The sequence below is a fragment of the Streptomyces sp. H51 genome, assembly GCF_035656535.1.
Classification (GTDB): Bacteria; Actinomycetota; Actinomycetes; order Streptomycetales; family Streptomycetaceae; genus Streptomyces.
The window spans coordinates 505668-527326 of record NZ_JAYMHD010000011.1 but is presented as its reverse complement, the minus strand read 5'-3'; the positions used below and the strand labels follow the sequence as shown (position 1 = coordinate 527326).

16 protein-coding genes, 1 tRNA gene and 1 pseudogene are annotated in these 21659 nt (G+C 74.0%); 8 read left to right on the top strand and 10 right to left on the bottom strand.

The features are described 5' to 3' along the window. Positions 1-1731, top strand: a complete 1731-nt coding sequence (locus VKA29_RS02845) for a DoxX family protein (protein ID WP_324783511.1) — start codon at positions 1-3, stop codon at positions 1729-1731. A gap of 125 nt (positions 1732-1856) precedes the next feature. Here VKA29_RS02845 and VKA29_RS02840 read toward each other — a convergent pair whose 3' ends face one another. The 4 genes and pseudogenes from VKA29_RS02840 to VKA29_RS02825 form a co-directional block, all read right to left on the bottom strand. Beyond that, the gene (locus tag VKA29_RS02840) at positions 1857-2588 is read right to left on the bottom strand and encodes a nucleotidyltransferase family protein (RefSeq protein ID WP_324783510.1); all 732 of its coding nucleotides are present in this window, start codon (positions 2586-2588) and stop codon (positions 1857-1859) included. A gap of 116 nt (positions 2589-2704) precedes the next feature. Next, complete coding sequence (locus tag VKA29_RS02835; protein ID WP_324783509.1) at positions 2705-3160, bottom strand: hypothetical protein; 456 nt, start codon at positions 3158-3160, stop codon at positions 2705-2707. 198 nt (positions 3161-3358) lie between these two features. Continuing rightward, positions 3359-4573, bottom strand: a pseudogene (locus tag VKA29_RS02830) (IS30 family transposase). 123 nt (positions 4574-4696) lie between these two features. Continuing rightward, a complete protein-coding gene (locus VKA29_RS02825) occupies positions 4697-5833 on the bottom strand; it encodes a sn-glycerol-3-phosphate ABC transporter ATP-binding protein UgpC (protein ID WP_324783508.1) in 1137 nt (378 codons plus the stop codon). 217 nt (positions 5834-6050) lie between these two features. On the opposite strand from VKA29_RS02825, the gene VKA29_RS02820 reads away from it, so the two are divergent. The 3 genes from VKA29_RS02820 (at position 6051) to fxsT (ending at position 12015) form a co-directional block, all read left to right on the top strand. Next, positions 6051-6124 (top strand) — tRNA-Thr (locus VKA29_RS02820). Between the two features lie 134 nt (positions 6125-6258). Next, positions 6259-7734: an effector-associated domain 2-containing protein gene (locus tag VKA29_RS02815; RefSeq protein ID WP_324783507.1), complete on the top strand. Its 1476-nt coding sequence runs from the start codon at positions 6259-6261 to the stop codon at positions 7732-7734. A 405-nt stretch (positions 7735-8139) separates the two neighbouring features. Next, positions 8140-12015 carry an FxSxx-COOH system tetratricopeptide repeat protein gene (gene fxsT / locus VKA29_RS02810; RefSeq protein ID WP_324783506.1) on the top strand — a complete coding sequence of 1292 codons (3876 nt, stop codon included), beginning with the start codon at positions 8140-8142 and terminating at the stop codon, positions 12013-12015. 48 nt (positions 12016-12063) lie between these two features. Here the strand turns inward: fxsT and VKA29_RS02805 are convergent, their stop codons facing one another. The 4 genes from VKA29_RS02805 to VKA29_RS02790 all read right to left on the bottom strand — a co-directional run bounded on the left by VKA29_RS02805 (position 12064) and on the right by VKA29_RS02790 (position 15603). After that, positions 12064-13878 (bottom strand): HEXXH motif domain-containing protein, encoded by a 1815-nt coding sequence (locus VKA29_RS02805; protein ID WP_324783505.1) that lies wholly within the window; start codon positions 13876-13878, stop codon positions 12064-12066. Between the two features lie 17 nt (positions 13879-13895). Then, on the bottom strand, positions 13896-14078 hold the full coding sequence (locus VKA29_RS02800) for a hypothetical protein (protein ID WP_324783504.1): 183 nt from the start codon (positions 14076-14078) through the stop codon (positions 13896-13898). 116 nt (positions 14079-14194) lie between these two features. Continuing rightward, positions 14195-15295 (bottom strand): effector-associated domain 2-containing protein, encoded by a 1101-nt coding sequence (locus VKA29_RS02795; RefSeq protein ID WP_324783503.1) that lies wholly within the window; start codon positions 15293-15295, stop codon positions 14195-14197. 5 nt (positions 15296-15300) lie between these two features. Further along, on the bottom strand, positions 15301-15603 hold the full coding sequence (locus tag VKA29_RS02790) for a trypco2 family protein (protein WP_324783502.1): 303 nt from the start codon (positions 15601-15603) through the stop codon (positions 15301-15303). A gap of 197 nt (positions 15604-15800) precedes the next feature. Here VKA29_RS02790 and VKA29_RS02785 point away from each other — a divergent pair, with 197 nt between their 5' ends. Further along, positions 15801-16022 (top strand): hypothetical protein, encoded by a 222-nt coding sequence (locus VKA29_RS02785; RefSeq protein WP_324783501.1) that lies wholly within the window; start codon positions 15801-15803, stop codon positions 16020-16022. 8 nt (positions 16023-16030) lie between these two features. Beyond that, positions 16031-17803 carry an HEXXH motif domain-containing protein gene (locus VKA29_RS02780; RefSeq protein WP_324783500.1) on the top strand — a complete coding sequence of 591 codons (1773 nt, stop codon included), beginning with the start codon at positions 16031-16033 and terminating at the stop codon, positions 17801-17803. A gap of 181 nt (positions 17804-17984) precedes the next feature. Here VKA29_RS02780 and VKA29_RS02775 read toward each other — a convergent pair whose 3' ends face one another. Continuing rightward, on the bottom strand, positions 17985-18464 hold the full coding sequence (locus VKA29_RS02775; RefSeq protein WP_324783499.1) for a GNAT family N-acetyltransferase: 480 nt from the start codon (positions 18462-18464) through the stop codon (positions 17985-17987). A gap of 9 nt (positions 18465-18473) precedes the next feature. Further along, positions 18474-19361, bottom strand: a complete 888-nt coding sequence (locus VKA29_RS02770; protein WP_324783498.1) for an aminoglycoside phosphotransferase family protein — start codon at positions 19359-19361, stop codon at positions 18474-18476. Between the two features lie 146 nt (positions 19362-19507). Between VKA29_RS02770 and VKA29_RS02765 the strand changes: the two genes are divergently transcribed. Further along, on the top strand, positions 19508-20182 hold the full coding sequence (locus VKA29_RS02765; RefSeq protein ID WP_420718427.1) for a rhomboid-like protein: 675 nt from the start codon (positions 19508-19510) through the stop codon (positions 20180-20182). A gap of 9 nt (positions 20183-20191) precedes the next feature. Next, on the top strand, positions 20192-21598 hold the full coding sequence (locus VKA29_RS02760; protein ID WP_324783496.1) for an FAD-dependent oxidoreductase: 1407 nt from the start codon (positions 20192-20194) through the stop codon (positions 21596-21598). The last annotated feature ends 61 nt before the right edge of the window (positions 21599-21659 follow it).

Here is a 21659-nt window from a genome sequence, read left to right as displayed (position 1 = left end):
ATGAGTGTGGACACCAGAACACCCCGCACACCCACGGGGGACCGCTCGCCGCAGGCCGGCGACTCTCCCGCGCTGAGCATGGTGAAGGTGCCGAGCGATCCGGCGCAGGTCATCGTCAATCATGCGAGCTTCCGCGTGCAGTTGGGCGCGTCGTCCCGGCGTTCCCTGTCCCCGCGGGGCGCACGGCACGTGAGCGTCGGCGCGGACACCGCCCGCGTCCCGGTCGCCGGCGCGACCGCCCGCCGCCGGCCCGTCGTCTGGAGCGGCCGTTCCGCTCCCGACGACACCGGCGCCCACCGCCTGCTGCAGGCTGCGCGGGGCAGCAGCGTCCGGCACGGCGAGCAGCCGGCCGCCGACGCCGGGGCCACGCAGGTCATCCCGCGTGTCGTGGCCGACCCCGGTTACGACGACGACGCCCTGACCCGCACCGTCGAGACCCCCGTCGTCGGCCCCCAGCGCACGCCCGGCCCCGCCCCCGGCCAGACCCGTCTGCTGCCGAACATGCGCACCGTAGGCAGCGCGTACGACGAGCCCCGCTACGGCGACGACCGGTACGGCGCGTACGACGACTCCGACCGGTACGGCGCATACGGCGACTACGACGACTACGACGAGTACGGCGACTACGACGGCACCGGCGAGGACGGCGCCGCCGCCGGGAACGGCCCGGCCGCCCGGTCCGGCGGACGCCACGCCGACGACCCGGCCCGGCACGCCTACTTCCCCGGCCGCCGGATGAACCTCGGCGTCGTCCTGCTGCCCCTGCGGGTCTTCCTCGGCTTCATCTCCGTCTACGCCGGCATGGGCAAGCTCTGCGACCCCGTCTACTTCGACGGCGGCAAGCGCGGCTCCATGGTCAAGTGGCTGAACAGCCTGCACCCTTGGGAGGTCGCCGAACCGCTGCGCCAGTTCGCCCTGCACCACCCCGTCGGCTCCGGGCTGGTCATCGCCTTCGCCCAGGTGCTCGTCGGGGTCCTCACCGTCCTCGGCTGCTGGCAGCGCGTCGCCGCCGTCTTCGGCGCCCTGCTGTCGGCCGCGCTCATCGTCACCGTCAGCTGGAAGACCGTCCCCGTCTACGACGCCCCGGACATCATCATTCTCGCCGCCTGGTCCCCGCTGATCATCGCCGGTGCGCCCGTCTACTCCGTCGACGGCCGCCTCGCGGGCAGCGCCTGGCGCCGTCTCGGGCCCCGCTCCGACATCTGGGAGCTGCGCGCCTACGTGCTGCGCCGCGGCGCCCTCGTCACCGCGGTCGTCACCGGGCTCACCCTGCTCGTCGGCTCGGTGCTCGGCGGCGCCGTCCGCGACGCCGGCCGTGTGGTCGTCCCCGGCCCCGGCGAGGCCCCGCGCAACGAGCTGCCCGGCTCCCCGCTCCCGCAGGAGCCCGGCGAGCGGCACCGGCAGTCCCCGTCCGCCTCGAACGGGCCCACCCAGGGCGCCACGGCCGGCACCGACCCCACCGGCGCCGCGACCACCCCGGGCGCGGAGCGCTCGACGGGCGCGGTCACCGGCGGCTCGCCCAGCCAGACGCAGGGCACCGCGGGACAGGCCCCGCCGCAGCAGCCCGCTCCGGCCGGACAGGCCCCGAGCACCAGCTCCGGACCCACCTCCGGCGGCGCCACGGGCAGCGGCACCGCGTCCGGCGGCTCGACCGGCGGCTCGGGCGGCGGTTCGACCGGCTCGGGCTCCTCCACCGGCCAGCCTGGCCTCGTGGGCGGCCTGTTGGGGTAGCCGAGCCGGTGGGCGGCATGCTGGGCAGGCCCACCGGCTGAATCACCGGCCCACACACCGAAGGGGTCCCCCGCGCGGCAGGCGCGGGGGACCCCTTCACGGTCCCGCGGTACGGCGACGGTTCGTCACCGCCCCAGAGCGGCCAGCTCCTTCGCGGCCTCGGTCAGGTCCTTGGCGGTGTCGATCGCGCGCCAGTAGGCGCCGTGCGGGATCGGGAAGCCCGCCAGCCGCCGCTCCCGCGCCAGCCGCGGGAACGTGGTGCGCTCGTGGTCGCCGCGCGCCGGGAGCAGCCCGGCGAAATCGGGGGAGAAGACGTACACGCCCGCGTTGATCTCGAAGGTCGACGGGGGCGCCTCGATGAAGTCGGTGATGTGCCCGAACCCGTCCGTCTTCACGGCGCCCCAGGGAAGGCGCGGCCGGGCCAGGGCGAGGGTCGCGACCGCGTCGCGCTCGGCGTGGAAGTCGGCCATGTCCCGCAGCGAGAAGCGGGTCCAGATGTCGCCGTTGGTGGCGTACCAGGGCCGGTCCGGGTCGGGCAGGCGGGCGGCCGCGTACTTCAGGCCACCGCCGCGGCCCAGTGGCTCCGTCTCGACGACGGTCGTCACGTTCACCGGCAGATCGGCCTCTTCCAGCCACTTCTCCAGGACGTCGGCGAGGTGGCCGCAGCTCACCACCACGTCCGTCACGCCCTCCTCGGCAAGCCAGGCGAGCTGGTGGCCGATGATCGGAGTGCCCGTACCGGGGATCTCGACCATCGGCTTGGGCCGGTCGTCGGTGTAGGGGCGCAGCCGGGAGCCCTGGCCTCCGGCCAGGATGACGGCTTGAACGGGGCGGGAGGCGACGTTCGGATCGGTCATGAACGCACTGTACGGCCCGCCCCGCCCCCGGCCCGGGCCGGGCGGCCGTCCTCAACCGGCTGTTTTCCTCCTCCGTACCCGGCGGGTCCGGAGGAGGGCCGTTCCGGGCCGGCCGCTCAGCTCTGCGCGGCCGTGACCCCGGAGGCGAAGGAGGTGTCGCACACCGGGCGGGCGTACGACTGCGCGCGCGAGGGCCCGTACCGGTGCACCGCGGCGCGGCCGAGCGTGCGGGCGATGGCCACGCAGTGTCCGGCGAGCGAGGGCCGCTCGGCCACGGCCTGCTGGAGGTGGGTGAGCACCGTGCCGGGGTCCTTCTCCTGGAGTTCGGCGAGGAGGCGGTCGCGCAGCACGTCCTGCGGGGCCCGGCGGACCGCGGCGGCGCCCGTGGTGACGTCCGTGGCCGCGGAGGCGGTGAGCACCGAGTCCGAGGAGTTCCCGGACCAGTCGACTCGGGTGACCGCGAGGGTCCCGGAGAGCACCAGGACGACGGGCAGGACGAGGGCGAGGCTGCGGCCGACCCGGCGGGCGGGGCCCCGGCCGCGTCGTGTCTGTTGGTTAGTGGAGTGCTTCACGCGAGTGAGGGTAGCGTCCGGTAGTGATTTGGCGACATTCAGTCACCGTTTCGAGGGACGGGGCGGCGCTTCCCCGCGGTCGGCGGGTTGACGTACACCGCTCGAAATGACCGGTCTGCCGGGGTATCCGGCGACGACGAAGAGGGGCCCCGCAGCAGGGCGGTTTCTAGCGATCGTCGCAACACGTGGTCGTGTTGATCAGGCCGCGAGCAGTTTATGCAGGCGCTCGGCTGGGGTTTCCCAGCCGAGCGTTTTGCGTGGGCGGCGGTTGAGCTGGTCGGCGGCGGCAGCCAGGTGGTCGGGGCTGTGGACGGACAGGTCGGTGCCCTTGGGGAAGTACTGCCGCAGCAGTCCGTTCGTGTTCTCGTTGGAGCCGCGTTGCCAGGGGCTGGCGGGGTCGCAGAAGTAGACCGGGATGTCGGTGGCGAGGGTGAACTCGCCGTGCCGGGCCATCTCGCTGCCCTGGTCCCAGGTCAGGGACCGCATCAGCTGGGCGGGCAGAGTCCGGGCGGTGGCTGTCAGAGCGGTCAGGACGGCCTCGGCGCTGTGCTCGCCGGGCAGGTGCAGGAGCATCACGTAACGGGTGGCGCGCTCCACGAGGGTGCCGATCGCGGACCTGCCGTCCTTGCCGATGATCAGGTCGCCCTCCCAGTGGCCGGGCACGGCCCGGTCCGCGGCTTCGGCGGGGCGTTCGCTGATCATGACCATGGGTGTGGTGAAACGCGGCTGGCGGCAGTTGGCCTGCCGCTGGGGCCTGCGCCGGGCGCGGCCGGAACGCAGGGCGCCGGCGAGCTCACGCCTGAGCTGGCCTCTGCCCTGGACGTAGAGCGCCTGATAGACGGTCTCGTGGACCACATGCATCTCCGGCCGGTCGGGAAACCTCTGCCGCAGAGCCTGGCAGATCTGCTCCGGGCTCTACTTCTCTTCCAGCATCGCCTGGACGGCCTCGCGCAGCTGCGGGTTCTGAAGGATCTTGCGGGGCTTGGGCCGAGGCCGACGGGCATCGGCGCGCGCCTGGGCGGCGTGCGGGCGGTAGGCACCGCTTGCCGGATGGCGGTTGCGCCGTATCTCACGGCTGACGGTGGACGGGCTGCGGCCCAGCTCCGCGGCGATCGCCCGCACCGTTGCCTTCTCCCTCAGCCGGTCGGCGATGTGGATCCGCTCGTCCTCGCTCAGGTACCGGGACGGCCCGCGAGCCGGTACCACCACATGCATCGGTGGTACCGGCCTGCGGTTCCGTTCTCCGGAGCGGCCGTTGCGCCACTTGTTGCCCGTCCTGCGGTCAACGCCGACGATCCGGCACGCTTCGGTGCTGCTGTATCCCTGCTGCACGAGCCGGGAGTATGCCTCCCGCTCCCGGGACAGCTTCCTGGGACCCTGCGGCGTCCGGTCCCCTCGGATCTCGAAGTCCATCCCACCCCTTGAACTGGGGTGTTGCAACGACTCCTAGAACCCAAGCAGGCTGCGGGGCCCCTCTTCGTCAACCCGGGTGAATTCACCCCGGCCGGTGGTTTTCCCGGCCGGGGGTTTTGCGGGTCAGTCGGTCAGGCGCTCGCCGGTGGAGGTGGAGAACACGTGGGTCTCGCCCGGCCGCGGCACGACGTGCAGCGTGGCGCCCTTCTCCGGCACCCGGCGGCCCTCGACGCGGACGACCAGGTCCTTGGTCTCGCCGCCGACCTCGGCGGTGCCGTAGACGTAGCCGTCGGCGCCGAGCTCCTCGACGACGTTCACGGAGACCGCGAGGCCGGCCGGGGCGTCCTCGGTGTCCTTCGACAGGGCCGAGGCGGCGCCGCCGTTCTGCTCGACGATGTCGAAGTGCTCGGGGCGCACGCCGACGGTGACCGTCCTGTCGCCCCTGTCGGCGGCGGCCTTGAGCGCGTCGCGGTTGACCGGGACGACGCTGTTGCCGAACTTCACACCGCCGTCGGTGATCGGGACCTCGACCAGGTTCATGGCCGGGGAGCCGATGAAGCCGGCGACGAACAGGTTGGCCGGGCGGTCGTACATGTTGCGCGGCGAGTCGACCTGCTGCAGCAGACCGTCCTTCAGCACGGCCACGCGGTCGCCCATCGTCATGGCCTCGACCTGGTCGTGGGTGACGTAGACGGTGGTGATGCCGAGGCGGCGCTGCAGGGAGGCGATCTGCGTACGGGTGGACACACGCAGCTTGGCGTCCAGGTTGGACAGCGGCTCGTCCATGAGGAAGACCTGCGGCTCACGCACGATGGCGCGGCCCATCGCGACACGCTGGCGCTGACCGCCGGACAGGGCCTTCGGCTTGCGGTCCAGGTACTCGGTCAGGTCGAGGATCTTCGCGGCCTCCTCGACCTTCTTGCGGATCTCCGCCTTGTTGACGCCGGCGATCTTCAGGGCGAAGCCCATGTTGTCGGCGACCGTCATGTGCGGGTAGAGCGCGTAGTTCTGGAACACCATGGCGATGTCCCGGTCCTTCGGCGGCAGGTGGGTGACGTCGCGGTCGCCGATGCGGATCGCGCCGCCGTTGACGTCCTCGAGCCCCGCGAGCATGCGGAGCGAGGTGGACTTGCCGCAGCCGGACGGGCCGACCAGGACGAGGAACTCGCCGTCCGCGATCTCGATGTCGAGCGAGTCGACGGCGGGCTTGGTGGAACCCGGGTAGATCCGGGTCGCCTTGTCGAACGAGACAGTGGCCATGGTGAATGGGCCCCCTTCTACCGGCAGGAACGTGCCGGACGATCCGTTGTAGGAAGGTGGTGGTGTAGTCCACGAGGGTGAACTTGGTCAGGACGCTACCTGGCGTCAACCCGATCTGTCAGTACTCCAGGCCATGTGAACTTCACGGTAATTCCGGGCGGTCCGCACCCCGGACCTGGGTACACTGCACGGGCGCGCACCTCCCGCGTGCGCGCAGGCCTCCTTAGCTCAGCTGGTCAGAGCGCCGCTCTTGTAAAGCGAAGGTCGTCGGTTCGAATCCGACAGGGGGCTCCGATGCGTCACCCGCGCACCGTGGCGCGCCGTGCGGCGCACGATGGCTGTGCTTTTTCTGCCCCGTCACGCCCCGTGGCCGTACGCTGGTCGGCACCATCAGGGAACCGCGCCGGCTGTCTGGAGGCAACGGGGTGAAAGGGCGCAGTCCGGAGCGTGTCCGCAACGAGTTGATCGTCTCCATCGTGGACGCGTTGCAGGGCTCGCCCACCGTGAATCAGTCGAGCAGCCGCGAGCTGTGGCGCGAGATGCTGGCGGGCGAGCTGGCCGCGCCCGTCGAGCCGTTCGGCGGGGACCGCTTACGGCCCTGGCTGCTACAGGTGGTGCGGATGTGCACCGAGGTCGGGGACGGCCTGGCCTGTCTGGTGCGGGCGCTGGAGTACGTGGAACAGCAGTCGGCCACGGTCGCCGGGCTGTGGCCGCTCGTCGACGAGTGGGAGGCGTTCGACTTCTACCCGAAGGACGCCGACCTGCGTCAGCTGATGCCCGTGCTGCTGTCGATGAACTCGCCGGACCTGCCGCTGATGGCCCGCCGGGCCAGCCGCTCCCGGGTGCAGGAGCTGCCCCCGTGGTGCCAGACGGCGTGGCAGGTCTTCCTGCGCCTGTCGGGCGTGAACTCCCCGGACGGCGAACTGCCGCCCGGCATGGCCTTCCTGGCGCTGGCCGCCGACCGGCTGATGGAGGACGGCCGCCCGGACGACGCCGAGCTGCTGCGCCGCTTCAACCGCGGCCAGGCCAAGGCGCTCGGGCACGAGAGCCTGCTGGCCGGCTGGCAGCATCCGGAGTTCCCGGCGCCCGAGCCGTCGCTGATCCCCGCCTACCTGCTGATCCAGTTCGAGCCGGACCGGATGGACCCGGACCGCTACTACCTCTCGCACTGGCGCCAGTCCGACTCCGAGGGCTGGCACCCGGTGCGCGGCGAGACGGAGAACCTGGGCCGGGACGACCTGCCGGGCGCGGTGGAGAAGCTGATCGAGCAGGCCGAGGCGCTGTGGGCCGATCTGCGGCAGCCGGTGATCCTGGAGTTCGTGCTGCCCTGGGAGCTGCTCAACGAGCCCGTCGAGTGGTGGCTGAAGGAGTCCGACTCCGACGCGCCGACCCCGCTGACGCTGGACTACCCGGTGGTGGTGCGCAGCCTGGAGCGGTTGCAGCGCGCCGCCTGGCACCGGCCCTGGCACAACAAGTGGCGGCAGTTGCGGGAGCGGCCCGCCGACAGCCACCCGCACTGGAGCCGCCCGGACGACGAGGACGGCTACTTCTTCCACCTGGAGCGGGAGCTGAAGGAGGACAGCCACGCGGTGTGCCTGGTGCTCAGCCGGCCCCCGGACGACGACTCGGGCATCGGCCGGCGCGAGGTGCTCGCCGGGCTGCGGGCCGGTGTGCCCGCGATGATCTGGCACCGCGCCGACTGCTCGGACCCGACCTTCCAGGACGCCGTCAGCGAGATCCTCCAGGACCGGGAGCTCGGCAGCCTGGTGGAGCGTGTCGGACGGTGGCGCAACAAGGCGCTGGCCCTCGGTCCCGGGGGCTGGGACCAGCACGTCGGCCGCCATCTGGCCATCCTCCTCGACGACCCGGAGCGCAAGCCCGGCCCGGCCGGGCCGGTGTAGGCCGTGATGCCGTCGCGGACCCGGGACGAGCCCGGGGCGGGGTTCCGGCCGCCACGCCGGGCCGGACACGGGATGCCCTTGCACCCGCCCGGCCGAGGTGCCACGCTGGTGCGCGGACCGGCCTGCCGCCGGCCGGACGTGCGCGGCCTCATCGGGGGGCGCGTCGCACACGCCCCTTTGCACCCTCACTCCGTCACCCCCCTGTGGCCTGCCGTCTTGCACCTCCCGCACACCGCTGCCAGGCTTGGCACGTGGATGTCACGCATGCCCGCGGAATGCGGGACTCCTCTTCGGCACTCCTTACGTTCCCGGGTGTCGCCGGACGTGCTGCGAGTGCCCATGCCCTGTGACGACGTCCCACGATCAGCACGGGCGCCGGGGAGCGACGGCACCCCGGCCGACGCCGTGCCGCACAGCCTGAACGCGCTCCGGGACCCCGACTCCGCGGACCGCCCGGACGTCCTGCTCGTGGTGGACGCCCATGTGACCATGCAGGTCTGGCAGGAGACCGTCGACGAGCTGGCCGCCTCGCTCGCCCGCCAGCCGGGCCTGGGCCGGGTGTCCCGCGTGCCCCTGCTGTCCTCGGACGACACCGAGCCGGCCCGGATCCGGCTGGCGGAGCTGCCCGCGGCGATCGGCAGCCGGCGTGTCGTGCTGGTGGTGACCGACGGGCTGGCCGCCGGCTGGCGTTCGGACGCGGTGCTGCCGCTGCTGCAGGTGCTGGGCCGCAGTGAACCGGTCGCCGTGCTGCATCTGCTGCCGCAGCGGCTGTGGGGCCGCAGCGGGCTGGACGTGCACCGGATGCGGTTACGCGCCGAACGGTCCTGGACGCCCAACGCCGAGCTGCGCTGGGAGCTGCACACCTCGCCCCTCGAAGCCGTCGACGACGCCGACGCGCGGGCCGGGGTGGTGCCGGTTCCGGTGCTGGAACTGGCCGAGCGTTCCACCTCCGCCTGGGTGGACCTGGTCGCCGGCCGCGTCCGCGGCTGGGCGGAGATGTCCGGGATCAGGGCGCGCGAGTGGAAACGGCGGCAGGACGCGGCGCGCGCCGTGCCGTGGGTGGAGGACGTGCCCGACCCGGGCAGCGCCGTGCCCGCGTGGGAGCGGGTCTCCGAGTTCCGGGCCGCCGCGTCGCCCACCGCGTTCGCCCTGGCCACCCGGCTCGCGGCGGCGCCGCTCACGCTGCCGGTGATGCGCGCGGTGTGCGCCACCGTGCCGGGCGCCGGACCCGCCCACCTGGCCGAGCTGCTGATGAGCGGCCTGGTCCGGCCGGCCGGGGCGGCGGCCGAGCGGGCGGACGACGTCGTCTTCGTCTTCGGCCCCGACATCCGCCAGGAGTTACTGGCGCTCAGCCGCCGCCGCGACACCGCCCGTGTGCTGCGGGACGTGCGGCCGCTGGTGGTGGCGGGCGCCGAGGGATCCGAGGCCGCGGACCCGGACGCCCAACTGCCGTACGAGACGGCCGCGGTGCCGCTCGTGACCCGGCGCAACGTCGCCTTCCTGCGGGTCGAACTGCTCGCCCTGCGGGCCCTGTCCGGCCGCTTCCTGCCGCGCGCCGAGCGGCTCGCCGAGGCGCTGCGTGATTACGACCACCAGAACACCGTCAGCCTGCGCAAGGGCGCAGGCGCCCGGGACCGCACCCGGGACCAGGCTGCCGACAGCGCCCCCGGGGGGCGCGGGACAACTTCAGAAGGAGCGACGGCCATGACCGCCACGCAGCAGCCCGCGGTGGAGAGCGGGCGTTCGACGCAGCCGCGGATCTGGGGCAACGTCCCCCCGCGGAACCCGAACTTCACCGGCCGCGTGGACCTTCTGGAGATGCTGAGCGACCGCCTGCGCCGGGAGGGCACCACCACGGTGCTGCCGGAGGCCATCCACGGCATGGGCGGCGTGGGCAAGACGCAGCTGGCCATCGAGTACGCCTACCGCCACCAGTCCGAGTACGACATCGTCTGGTGGATCCCCGCCGAGCGCCCCGGCCAGATCGGCCAGGCCCTGGTGGAGCTGGCCCAGCGCCTCGGCCTGGTCACCAGCGCCGAGGCCAACATCGCCGGGCCCGCCGTGCGCGAGGCGCTGCGCGAGGGGCGGCCGTACTCCCGCTGGCTGCTGATCTTCGACAACGCCGACAGCCCCGAGCGGGTCCGCGACTACTTCCCGACCGGCGGCAGCGGCACCATCCTCGTCACCTCCCGCAACCGGCGCTGGAGCCTGCTCGGCAGCTCCCTCGAGGTGGACGTGTTCACCCGCGAGGAGAGCAAGGAGCTGCTGCGCCGCTCCGGCCCGCACGGCGACGACCTCGACGACGCCGAGGCCGACCGGCTCGCCGACGCGCTCGGCGACCTTCCGCTGGCGCTGGAGCAGGCCGCCGCCTGGCGCGCGGAGACGGGGATGCCCGTCTCGGAGTACCTGCGCCTGTTCGAGCACAAGCGCAGCGAACTGCTCGAGGTGTCCCCGCCGCCCGACTACCAGCTCCCGGTCGCCGCCGCCTGGAACGTCTCCCTCGACCACCTGGAGACCCGCAGCCTCACCGCGCTGCGCCTGCTCCAGCTGTGCTCCTACTTCGCGCCCGACCCGATCTCGCGGTCCATCTTCGCGGGCCTGGGCGGCTCCAGCATCGACCCGGAACTCGACCGCGCCCTCAACGACCCCATGCGGCTGGCGCGGGCCATAAGGGAGATCAACCGCTACTCCCTCGCCCGCATAGACCACCGGACCAACTCCATCGAGATGCACCGCCTGGTCCAGGCGGTTCTGATGAACCGCATGAGTCCCGAGGAACAGACCCGCATGCGCAACGGCGCCCACACGCTGCTGGCCGCCGCCGACCCCAAGGGTCCCAACCAGGCCGCCAACTGGCCGCGCTACGCCGAGCTGTACGGCCATGTCATCGCGTCCGGCGCCGTCGAGTCCGACCAGCCGTGGGTGCGCGAGCTGGTGATGAACGTCGCGAAGTACCTGTGGTACTGGGGGGATCACAAGGTCGCGCGGGAGTTCACCGAGCAGGCGTACCAGACCTGGACGCAGAAGTTCGGCGAGGAGGACCAGCAGACCCTGCTGATGGGCTGGTGGCTGGGCTTCCTCTACCTCAGGGTGGGCCGCTACGACGACGCCTCCCGGGTCGTCTCCCGGCTCAGGGACGTCTACGGCCGCACCGCGCCCGCGGACCGCGAGGAGAACCGCGAGGACGCGCTGGTGACGATGAACCTCGAAGCCGCGGTGCGGCGGGTGCAGGGCGACTTCGCCGCCGGCGCCGAGATCGACGAGGTCGCCTACCGGCAGGCCAGGCGGGCCTTCGGCGAGGACGATCCGACCACCCTCGTCACCGCCCACAACCTCGGCGTGAGTCTGCGGCTGGTCGGCGACTTCCCGCGCGCGCTGGAACTCGACCGGCGTACGCACGCGATGAAGACCCGGCTGTTCGGCCGCGATCACCAGCAGGCGCTGGTGACCGAGGCGAGCGTCGCCGTCGACGTGCGCGAGACGGGCGACTACGTGGGCGCGCGGGCGCTGCAGCAGGCGGTCTTCGACGGCTACCGCACCGCTTTCGGGCCGCGGAACCCCACCACGCTGGAGACCATGCGGCAGCTCAGCGAGGCCTGCCGGAAGGAGGGTGACAACGTCACCGCGCTGGAACTGGCCCGTGAGACGTTCCAGCAGTTCACCCGCCGCTACGGCAGCCTGCACCCCGATGCCCTGACGGCCGAGCTCGCCCTGTCGGTGGCGCTGCGGCAGAACGGCGAGCTGGAAGAGGCCCGGGAACGGGGCGAGAAGGCGTGCGAACGCTTCCGGCAGATCTTCCACGCCGACCACCCGCACGTCCGCGGGGCCGACGTCGACCTGGCGGTGACGCTGCGGCGGCTGGGGCTGGCGCAGGAGGCCAGGCGCCTGGACGAGTCGGCGCTGGCGTCGCTGACCGAGCGCCTCGGACAGAGCCATCCGATCGCGCTGGCCTGTGCCATCAACCTCGCCAGTGACCTGAGCGCCCTGGGCGAGCTGCGCGAGGCCCGGGAACTCGGCGAGCGGACCCTGGCGCTGTGCCGGGAGCGGCTGGGCGAGGACCACCCGACCACCCTGGTGGGCGCGGCGAACCTCGCCCTGGACCTCGTCGCGCTCGGTGACGAGACGGAGGGCCGGGCGCTGCGCGAGGACACCCTGGCGCGCATGGAGAGAGTGCTGGACGAGCCGCGCATGCACACCGGCGGCGCCGCCGCCCACCCGGCGACCGAGCAGGCCCGGGCGGGGCAGCGCAACGACTGCGACATCGACCCGATGCCGATGTGAGGTGCCGGCCGGGCGTGTGATCCGAGCGCCCGGACGCCCGGCGTGCGGTCACGCGGGGGCCGATCCGAGCCAGGCGGCGAGTCGGACCGGGTCCGGTGCCGTGCCCGTGGTGCGCAGCAGGGCGTGGTGGACCGCGCGGGCCCGTTCCGGGTGACGCAGCAGCAGGCGGGCCGCCGCGGGTTCGGTCCCGCCCGTGGTGAGGGCGCCGGCCAGGCCCGCCCAGGCGCCGGGCCGCATGGGGTGGTCGGCCAGCTGGTTCAGGTACGCCGTCCGGGCCCCGACGGCGTCGCCGGCGGCCAGCAGGGCGTCGCCGACGAGCGCTCCGGTGACCCTGGCCGCGGCCTTCTCGGCTCCGTCGGCCGGGAGACGGTCGTCGTCGGCGCCGCTGAGGCGGTAGCGGACCAGCGTCGCCAGGCTGTCCAGCCAGCGGGCCGACGGATCGGGCACGGTCTCCGCCTCGGCCGCCAGGGCGCCGGGAGGCGCGTCGGCTCCGTCGAGCCAGGCGCGCACGGCCGCGTCCACGGCCGGTGCGGGGGGCCGCAGGTGGTGGACCCGCCAGCGGGCGACGTGGTCGTCGGCGCACAGCCGGGCCAGGGCCGCCGGCTGCTCGGGGACCGGCTGGGCCAGCCACTCGGCGCACCGGGCGTGCAGGGTCTCCAGCAGAGCCGAACCGACCCGTGTGAGCCGGGGATGGCGGCGGACCTGCTCCAGCGCCGTGGCCGTACGGCGGCGCCACAGCGCGAACTCGAAGTGCGCCATGGCGGTCTGGGTACGCGTTCTGGTGCGGTGCGCGCTCCAGAAGTCGGTGATGCCGGCGAACGCGTAGATGCCCTGCAGCAGTCCCGCGAGCGGCCGGGGGTCGTCCCGCCAGGGCGCGTACCACCACTCCGGTTCCTCGTCGGCGGCCGGCGCGAGCAGGGGTGTCAGGTGCAGCAGGCCGCCCAGTTTGGTGTGCTGGAACTCGTGCTTGAGGGTGACGGCCAGTTGTACGGGGTCGTCCGGCTCCGACGCCTCGATGCCGCCGAAGGCGTCCCCCGATGTCACACTCCGTGGCCGAAACCTTTCCCTTGCCGCTGTCGGCGTGAGCGACAGCAGGCTTCGCCGCATGGCTCCGGCCGTCTCCGGCTGCTCCGCCAGCAGCACCTCCCAGGCCTGCTCCAGCAGCTGCCGCCAGTGCGCCACGGACTCCTCGGACAGCGGGCGGGGCTCGGTCGGCCGCGGATACGTCCGGTACGGGTCCACGTCGTCCAGCACGATGTCGAGCCGCCGGCCCGCCGGGCCCACCGCGATCCGGCGCAACGGATGCCAGCCCGGCCCCGCCGACCCGGGCGGCAGCGGTACGGCGACGCGGGCGCCGCCGGCCTCGACCACGGCTCGTCCGGACCTGGCGGCCACGGTGCCCGCCGCCCACGGCCCGGTCACCGGCAGCACCGCGCAGCCGAGGGTCGGCAGCGGCACGCGCCCGTGCCGGACGGGCACCTCCAGGGAGAAGTCGAGCCCGGCCCGCAGCCCCGCCGCGGCCGCGAGGGCGGCGAAATGGCCCAGCAGCACCCACTGCGGCGGATCGTCGTCCGCCGTCACCTCGCGCAGTCCGCGCAGCGCGGTGGCCAGCCACATGCCCGTCTGCGGGTACATGAGCAGGTCGTCGACGACGTCGGGCGCGCGCCGCTGGGCCCGGCTGAGCAGGTCCCAGGCGGGGCCCAGGTCCACGGTGTCGTCGAGTGCCCGTAACAGCAGCAGGCGGCGGCTGCGTTCGGCGGCCAGCAGCAGGGTGAGAGTCTCCGGGCCGCCCTCGCCGCTGACCAGCTCGGCCAGGTTGCCGGGCGGCAGGCGATGGTGCGGCAGCGCGGGCTCAGCGCTCATCAGCGGCCCCGGCCCGGTCAGTCGAAACGTTCGGCGCCGCCGTCGATGCCCGCGACACTGGCGGTCTGGTGGTCGATCCCTGAGAGCAACTCCCGCAGCGACGCGGCGAGGACGTGGCTGTCGATGGAGCGCAGCGTTTCAAGAGATACCCCCGCGAGGTCGACCAGACTGGACTCGACGGCGGCCACAGACGGCTCCATGACGGCCAAACCCCTCTCCCCCGGCTCCAGTTGTTGCTGGCTGCCCATATCCTCTAGATAGTGACCCATCGCGCGAGCGATGAAACCCCGGTGCCCGGCGGCTCCGCGATATCAGGTCAGCGGCCCGGGCCGGGGCGACGGTGACGCCGGGACAGCTCCACCGCCTCCTGGTCCATGCGGGCCACCCCGGCGGAGTCGCCCTCCATCAACCGTATCGCTTCCAGGAGTCGGTCCAGGGACCCCGGATAGCGCAGACAGGTTCTCAGGATGCCGAAGACGTCCGGGCGCAGCGAGGGCGAGCGGGGGCTCATGGCGGCGACCATCGGGTCGATGCTGTCCAGCAGCAGCGCCAGGGTGGTGGGGTTGCTCACCGCGGGCAGCGCGGTCAACGCGCCCACCAGGCCGTTCAGTTCACGCAGCGGCAGGCTGTCGGGCAGGTGGGCCAGACCGGCCGGGGCGCCGGCCGGGTCCGGGCCGGCGGCGGGGCGCGCCAGGGCGGACGCCGACGCCGGCAGCCCGGCGTGCCGCTCGAACACAGTCAGTTCGGCCGGGGTCAGCAGGTCGTGGAGGCGGTCCACCCGCACCGCGGCCAGCCGGCCGAGGCCGTCGGTGCGGTGGTGGGCGGTGACCAGACCGACGATCGTGCCGTCGTGCCAGACCGCGGCGCCGGACATGCCCTCCCAGGGCGACCGGTCCTTCTCCGGGTCCGACTCGGGCGGTGCGACGGCGAGTTCGAGGGTGCCCTCGCGCCGGTTGGACAGCACCGACGTCATGCCCGTGGCGTGGCAGGAGTCGCGGTACTGGGACGGCGAGCCGTCGTCCAGGACGCGCATCCGGTCCGCGCGGAGCTTGAATCGCGGGAAGCCCATCGCGCTGCACGGCAGGACGACATCGGCGTCGGGCAGGGCGCCGTACACCGGCGGCGCGGTCGCCTCCGCGTGCACGCCCGGGGGCACGGGACCGGTGATCCGCACCAGGGCCACGTCGGCCTTCTCGCAGGCCAGAACCGTCTCGGCGGGCGCGGTCCACTCGTCGGCCCGGTCGGCCTCGAAGCGCACCCGGAGGGTGTCGGCGTCGTGGACCACGTGCGCGCAGGTGAGCACCCACCGTTCCGCGACCCGGTAGCCGGAGCCGCGCCGTCCGGCGCCGGCCGCCGGCCGCACCAGCACCTCCGCCACCCGGACCGGGTCCAGGCCCCGGCGTCCGTCCCCCGGCACGGTGCTCAGCGCTCGCCCTCACCCTCGGCGCCCGACACCCACGGCGCCCGTCCGCCGGCGCTGCGGGTGTGCGGGTCCAGGGTGAGCTTCACCCGGTGCGTGACGCTGCCGGCCAGCCGCCCGTCCGCGCCGGCCTCCACCACCCACAGCCGGATCTTGCCGCCCGCCGTCGCCGACCGCTCCACCGCGACGGCCACCTCCACCTCCACCGGGCCCACCTCGAAGTAGAGGTCGGCGCCGTCCGCGGCGGTCTTGGCCGTGGTCAGTTCCCGGCGTAACTCCTCGATCAGCTCAGCGAGTTCAATCACACACGCTTCCTTACCCGCTCGGTCGTCCCGTCACTCGATCCGGGCGGATTCCGCGTCCGCGCCGCCAACCGGGCCGTGCGGTGCGCGCGATGCACTAGGGTCACCACGAGGTCTGAAATAGCGCCCGAAACTTCACTGTACGGGTACAGACCGGATATCTGACACCTATCCGCCAACACGTGCACAGGGACGGCGACATGGAGCAGCCAGCAGTCCAGTCGGAGCTGATCGACCTCGGCGACGTCCCGCTGCACGCCTGGCCGTCGCTGGACCTGCCGGACGCGGACGCCGAGGGTTCCATGCGGCGGCTGCTCAGCCGTATCGACGACCCGGCGAGCAGCCTCGGCGGGTACAACCCGCAGCGCGACGAGGCCGGCCCGCAGCGCGATGACGCCGGCCCGCAGCGCGACGACGCCTAGGAGCCGGCGTGCGGCAGACGGCCCGACCCCATGAGCTGACCCCGGAGGCGTTCGGCGACCTGCTGGCCGGCGCGGGCGACCCCGCCGCGGTCCAGGCGCTGCGCCGGGGCGAACGCAGCTGGCGGCTGCTCGTCGTACGGGCGCTGCTCGATGCGGCGGCGGAGGCGCCGGCCGGGCCGCTGGCACCGCCCGCGGACGCCTGGCGGCTGCTCGCGCGGGCCGGCTCCGCGGCCGCGGAGCGGGTGGACGAACTGCTGCGCTACCCGCACGTGGGCGTCTGGGCCGCGCACACCCTGCGCCGGCTGCGCGGCAGCGCCGACGACGACGCGCCCCTGTGGGTGCACCTCGGCCACCTGCACGCGATCGCCGCCGTGGCGGCGATCCGGGCCGGGCTCGACTTCCGTACGGCCGTGCCGGTGCGGCACGGGTGGGCGGTGCTGCCCACGCTCGGCGCGATGCGGCTGCCCGAGGACCGGGAGCCGTGGAGCGTGGCGGAGGTGTCGGCCCGCGACGGGAGCGTGCTGATCGGCGGGCGCCCGCCGGCCGGACCGCACTGGCACCCGCTGGCCGAGCTGCGTGCCGACGGCTGCACGCTGCTGCTGGACGACACCGACCCCTACCGCACCCTGCGCGCACCGGCGCTGCCCGAGCCGGCCGGCCCGGCGGCGCGCTGGCAGGAGCTGTTCGACTCGGCCTGGACCGTGCTGTGCGACACCGACGACGGCGGGGCCCGGGCGCTGGCCGGGGGGCTGACGACGGTGGTGCCCCGCCCGCGCGCCGAGCGGTTCCGCCCGCACAGCGCCTCCTCGGGCGACGCGTTCGGCGCGGCGCTGGCGTCGGTGCCGGACGACGGCGAGCAGTTCGCCTCGACGCTGGTGCACGAGTTCCAGCACAACAAGCTCAGCGCGTTCATGCACCTGTTCACCCTGTACGACGACCCGGGCGGGCGGCTGTTCTACGCCCCGTGGCGGGACGACCCCCGGCCGCTGGGCGGGCTGCTGCAGGGCGTGTACGCGTTCTTCGGCGTCACCGGGTTCTGGCGGCGCCGTCCGCATCCGCTCGGACGGTTCGAGTTCGCGCTGTGGCGGGACCAGACCGCGCACGCGCTCCACGAACTCCACGCGCTGCACGCGACCGGCGCCGCGCCGGGGCTGACCGGCCCGGGACGGCGGCTGGTGGCGGAACTGACGCGGCGGACGCGGCCCTGGCTCGCCGAACCGGTGGACGAGCGGACGCGTGCCGCCGCCGCGCTCGCGGTCGCGGACCACCGGGCGACCTGGCGGGCGTACCACCTGCGGCCCGACCCGCGGGCGGTGCGCGCCCACGCGGCGGCCTGGAACCGCGGCGGGCCGCTGCCCGCGGGCCCGGACGAGCCGGCGCTGGTGCCGGGCAGCCCGGGGCGCGGCCTGGACACGCGGGCGGTGCTGCTGCGCTGGCTGCTGGCCGACCCGGCGGGCTTCGCGGACCTGCGCGCCGACCCGGGCGCCACCGTGACCGGCGCCCGCCCCGAAGACGTCGCCCTGGTCGAGGGCCGCACCGCGGAGGCGCTGCACACCCTGCGGGAACGCGTCCTGCGCGGCGACTCCGACCCCGAGACCTGGGTGGGCCTGGGCCTGGCCGCCCGTGCCGAGGGCGATACGGCCGGCACCGGCCTGCTGTCCCGCCCGGAGCTGGCCATCGCCCTGCACGCCGAACTGGGCGGCGCCGCCGACCCGTTGGCGTTGGGGAGGGCGCTGGCGGCGGGCGCGGGGGCTGGCGGGGGCGCGGTCCGGCCCGGCTGACCCGGGTCCGCTCGCGGGTGGCCAGGGTTCCGCCGGTCGGGCTGATCGGGTCGGGCGGGCGGTCGGGCTGATCGAGTCCGGTCGGGCGTGCTGACCGAGTCCGGTCGGGCGGTCGGGCTGATCGAGTCCGGTCGGGCGGGCGGGCTGATCGAGTCCGGTCGGGCCAGGACGGCCGCGGCGATCAGTTTCCGTCGGCCAGGCGGGTCAGGGGCTCGTCCGTGAGGCGGTACACCGTCCACCCGCTCTGCGGGCGGGCGCCCAGGGCCTCGTAGAACGCGATCGACGGGGCGTTCCAGTCCAGGACGGACCACTCCAGGCGCTGGTAGCCGCGCTCCGCGCAGATGCGGGCCAGTTCGGTGAGGAGGGCCTTGCCGTGGCCGGCGCCGCGGGCGGCGGGGCGGACGTAGAGGTCCTCCAGGTAGATGCCGTGGACGCCGCGCCAGGTGGAGAAGTTCAGGAACCACAGGGCGAAGCCCACCGGCTCGCCGGTGCTGTCGTCGGCCGCGATGTGGGCGTAGGCGGCCGGGCGCTCGCCGAACAGGGCCTCGTGCAGTTGCGTCTCGTCGGCCTTCGCCTCGTGCGGGGCCTTCTCGTACTCGGCCAGCTCACGGACCATGGCGTGGATGACGGGGACGTCGGCGGGGGTCGCGGTGCGGATCATGCCGCGAGGTTAACCCGTACGGCCGCGCAGGCGGCGGGCGATCTCCAGGTGGGCGGCGAGCGGGGCCCGGCCCTCCTCCAGCTGCCACACCGAGTTCTGCAGCACCCGGCCCAGCGTCCAGGCGCGTGCCCGCTCCCGGTCCAGCCCGAGGACGTCCGTCATGGCGTCGAAGCGCCAGCCGACCTCGTCGGCGTCGAAGCGGTTCCACAGGGCCGGGAGGAGCTCGAAGCCGGGATCGCCCGCGAGCGGCTTGGGGTCGATGGCGAGCCAGGGCGCGCGGTCGGCGGCGAGGACGTTGTCGAAGTGCAGGTCCCAGTGCAGCAGCCGGTCGCCGGGGTCGGCGGCCACCTCGCGCACCGCCGCCGCGCAGTCCGCGAGCAGCTGCCGCGCGCCGGGGTCGGGGAGGCGGGGCAGCATCGCCGCGGCCCGCTCCGTGAGCCGCGGCGCGATGTCGCCGAGGCGCCGCAGCCCCGCCGGGGCCGGTACGGACGTCAGCCGGGCCAGCAGCCGGGCGACGACCAGCGTCGCCTCGCGGGAGTCCGGCAGGCCGGCCGCCGGCCGCTCCGCGCGGAGCCGTTCCAGCAGCAGCGTGCCCGACCCCGGCTCGGCGGCCAGCAGCCGGACGGCGCCGTCACCGTCCCAGGTCCGCAGCGCGACCGGCTCGCCCGCGGTCTCCTCGTCGACGTCCTGGAGCTTGAGGGCGGCCCGCGTCCCGTCGGCGCGGAGCACGGGCAGCACCAGCGCCCACCGGCCGCACCACGGCGGTCCGTCCGGCCGCAGCTCCCAGCGGTCCAGGAACCGCGCGGCCCGTTCGGGCAGCCCGGCGACGAAGGCCCGCCCGGCCTCGCCGCCGAACCGCTCGTGCCGGTCGATCAGCTCCCGCGGAATGTCGATCACGTCCGGGACGGTACCGCGCGGCGGGCGGCCGGTGAACCGTCCGCCGGGCGGATCCGTCGTGCGGCGGGATCGTGCGGCGGGATCCGTCGTGCGGGGGATCCGGCCGTCCGGTCGTGCCCGCGCCGATCGCTCCGGGCCCCCCGATAATTGCTGGTGTGAAGCGCCGTAGACGGAGCGACCGGGGTCCGAACAGGGTGTGGGGGTACGTCCGCAGCGCCCCCGGCACCTATGTGTGGCTGGCCGTCCTGTTCGTCACCACCGTGGCGCTGCACCACATGTCGCCACATTTCGAACAGGAGTTCCTCCGGCGGCATTCCACGAACCTCCACGAGCTGGCCGAGAACCCCGTCCGGGTGCTGATCGCCAGCGCGATGTGGATCGACGGCGGGCACTGGCTGCCGTACGCCGTGCTCTACACCGTCTTCCACGCGCAGGCCGAACGGTGGCTGGGCACGGCGCGCTGGCTGCTGGTGTGCGCGGCGTCGCACGTCCTGGCGACGCTCGTCAGTGAAGGCGTCCTGCTGCTGGCGATACGCGACGGGGTCGCCCCCCGGTCGGCGGCCGACACCCTCGACATCGGCGTCAGTTACGCGCTGGCGGGCGTGATGGCCGTCCTGGCCTACCGGATCGCGGTGCCCTGGCGCTACGTGTACCTGGCGGCCGTCGCCCTCGTCTACGGCCTCCCGCTCGCCTTCGCGCCCACCTTCACCGATCTCGGGCACGCCGTGGCGGTCCTCGTCGGGCTCGGGTGCCGTCCGCTGTCCACAGGCCGTGGAAAAGCATGGAATCCGAAGGAGACACTGGCCGCGATCAGGGATTAACGTCCCGCCATGAGCAGCTCGGCAAGCAGTGCCGTCAACGGCGGCATCTCCTTCTGGTACGCGGACGACGGCCTCCCGGCGGCACGGGCGCCGCTGCCCGGCGACACGACGGCGGACGTCGTGATCGTGGGCGGCGGATACACGGGCCTGTGGACGGCGTACTACCTGAAGAAGACCGCCCCCTCCCTTCGGATCGTCGTCCTGGAACAGAAGTTCTGCGGCTACGGCGCCTCCGGCCGCAACGGCGGCTGGCTCTACAACGGCATCGCGGGCCGCGACCGGTACGCGAGGATGCACGGCCACGAGGCCGCCGTGCGGCTGCAGCAGGCCATGAACGACACCGTCGACGAGGTCGTCAGGGCCGCGGCGGAGGAGGGGATCGAGGCGGACGTCCACAAGGGCGGCGTCCTCGAGGTCGCCACCTCACCGGCCCAGGCGGCCCGCCTGCGCGCCTTCCACGAGCACGAGCTGTCGTACGGCGAGAAGGACCGCGAGCTCTACGGCGCCGAGGAGACCGCCGAGCGGATCGGGGTCGCCAGCGCGGTCGGCTCCTCCTGGACCCCGCACGGGGCGCGCCTGCATCCCGCGAAGCTGGTCAAGGGCCTCGCGGCCGTCGTCGAGGCGCTCGGGGTGACCGTCCACGAGTCGACGCCGGTGACGGAGATCCGGCCGCGGCACGCGGTGACGCCGTACGGGACCGTGCGGGCGCCGTACGTCCTGCGCTGCACCGAGGGCTTCACCGCGAGCCTGCGGGGCCACCGGCGCACCTGGCTGCCCATGAACTCCTCCATGATCGCCACCGAGCCGCTGACCGCGGAGCAGTGGGGGTCGGTGGGCTGGGAGGGCCGCGAGACCCTGGGCGACATGGCGCACGCCTACATGTACGCCCAGCGCACCGCCGACGGGCGGATCGCGCTCGGCGGACGCGGGGTGCCGTACCGCTTCGGGTCGCGGACCGACAACGACGGCCGCACGCAGGAGGCGACGATCGAGGCGCTGCGCGAGATCCTGGTCCGCTTCTTCCCCACGCTGGCCGGGGTGCGGATCGCGCACGCCTGGTCGGGCGTCCTCGGGGTGCCGCGCGACTGGTGCGCCACGGTCACCCTGGACCGTTCGACAGGGCTCGGCTGGGCCGGGGGCTACGTCGGCTCCGGCGTGGCCACGGCCAACCTCGCCGCCCGCACCCTGCGCGACCTGGTGCGGCTCGACTCCGGCGAGGGCGGCCGCACCGAGCTGACCGGGCTGCCGTGGGTCGGGCACCGGGTGCGCAAGTGGGAGCCGGAGCCGTTCCGCTGGCTGGGCGTGCACGGCATGTACGCCACCTACCGGGCGGCGGACCGGCGGGAGAGCACGACGCAGAGCCCCCAGTCCTCCCGCCTGGCCCGCCTGGCCGACCGAGTGGCGGGCCGCCACTGACAGCGCCCCGAAGGGGCGCGGGGAACTGCGCGACCAGCCACGACGGCGCGGCGGACGTCGG

Bases quoted from the DNA above. Each gene is read 5' to 3' on its own strand.
- VKA29_RS02845 (WP_324783511.1), top strand. From the start codon at position 1: ATGAGTGTGGACACCAGAACACCCCGCACACCCACGGGGGACCGCTCG.
- VKA29_RS02840 (WP_324783510.1), bottom strand. From the start codon at position 2,588: ATGACCGATCCGAACGTCGCCTCCCGCCCCGTTCAAGCCGTCATCCTG.
- VKA29_RS02825 (WP_324783508.1), bottom strand. From the start codon at position 5,833: ATGGCCACTGTCTCGTTCGACAAGGCGACCCGGATCTACCCGGGTTCC.
- VKA29_RS02805 (WP_324783505.1), bottom strand. From the start codon at position 13,878: ATGAGCGCTGAGCCCGCGCTGCCGCACCATCGCCTGCCGCCCGGCAAC.
- VKA29_RS02800 (WP_324783504.1), bottom strand. From the start codon at position 14,078: ATGGAGCCGTCTGTGGCCGCCGTCGAGTCCAGTCTGGTCGACCTCGCG.
- VKA29_RS02785 (WP_324783501.1), top strand. From the start codon at position 15,801: ATGGAGCAGCCAGCAGTCCAGTCGGAGCTGATCGACCTCGGCGACGTC.
- VKA29_RS02775 (WP_324783499.1), bottom strand. From the start codon at position 18,464: ATGATCCGCACCGCGACCCCCGCCGACGTCCCCGTCATCCACGCCATG.
- VKA29_RS02760 (WP_324783496.1), top strand. From the start codon at position 20,192: ATGAGCAGCTCGGCAAGCAGTGCCGTCAACGGCGGCATCTCCTTCTGG.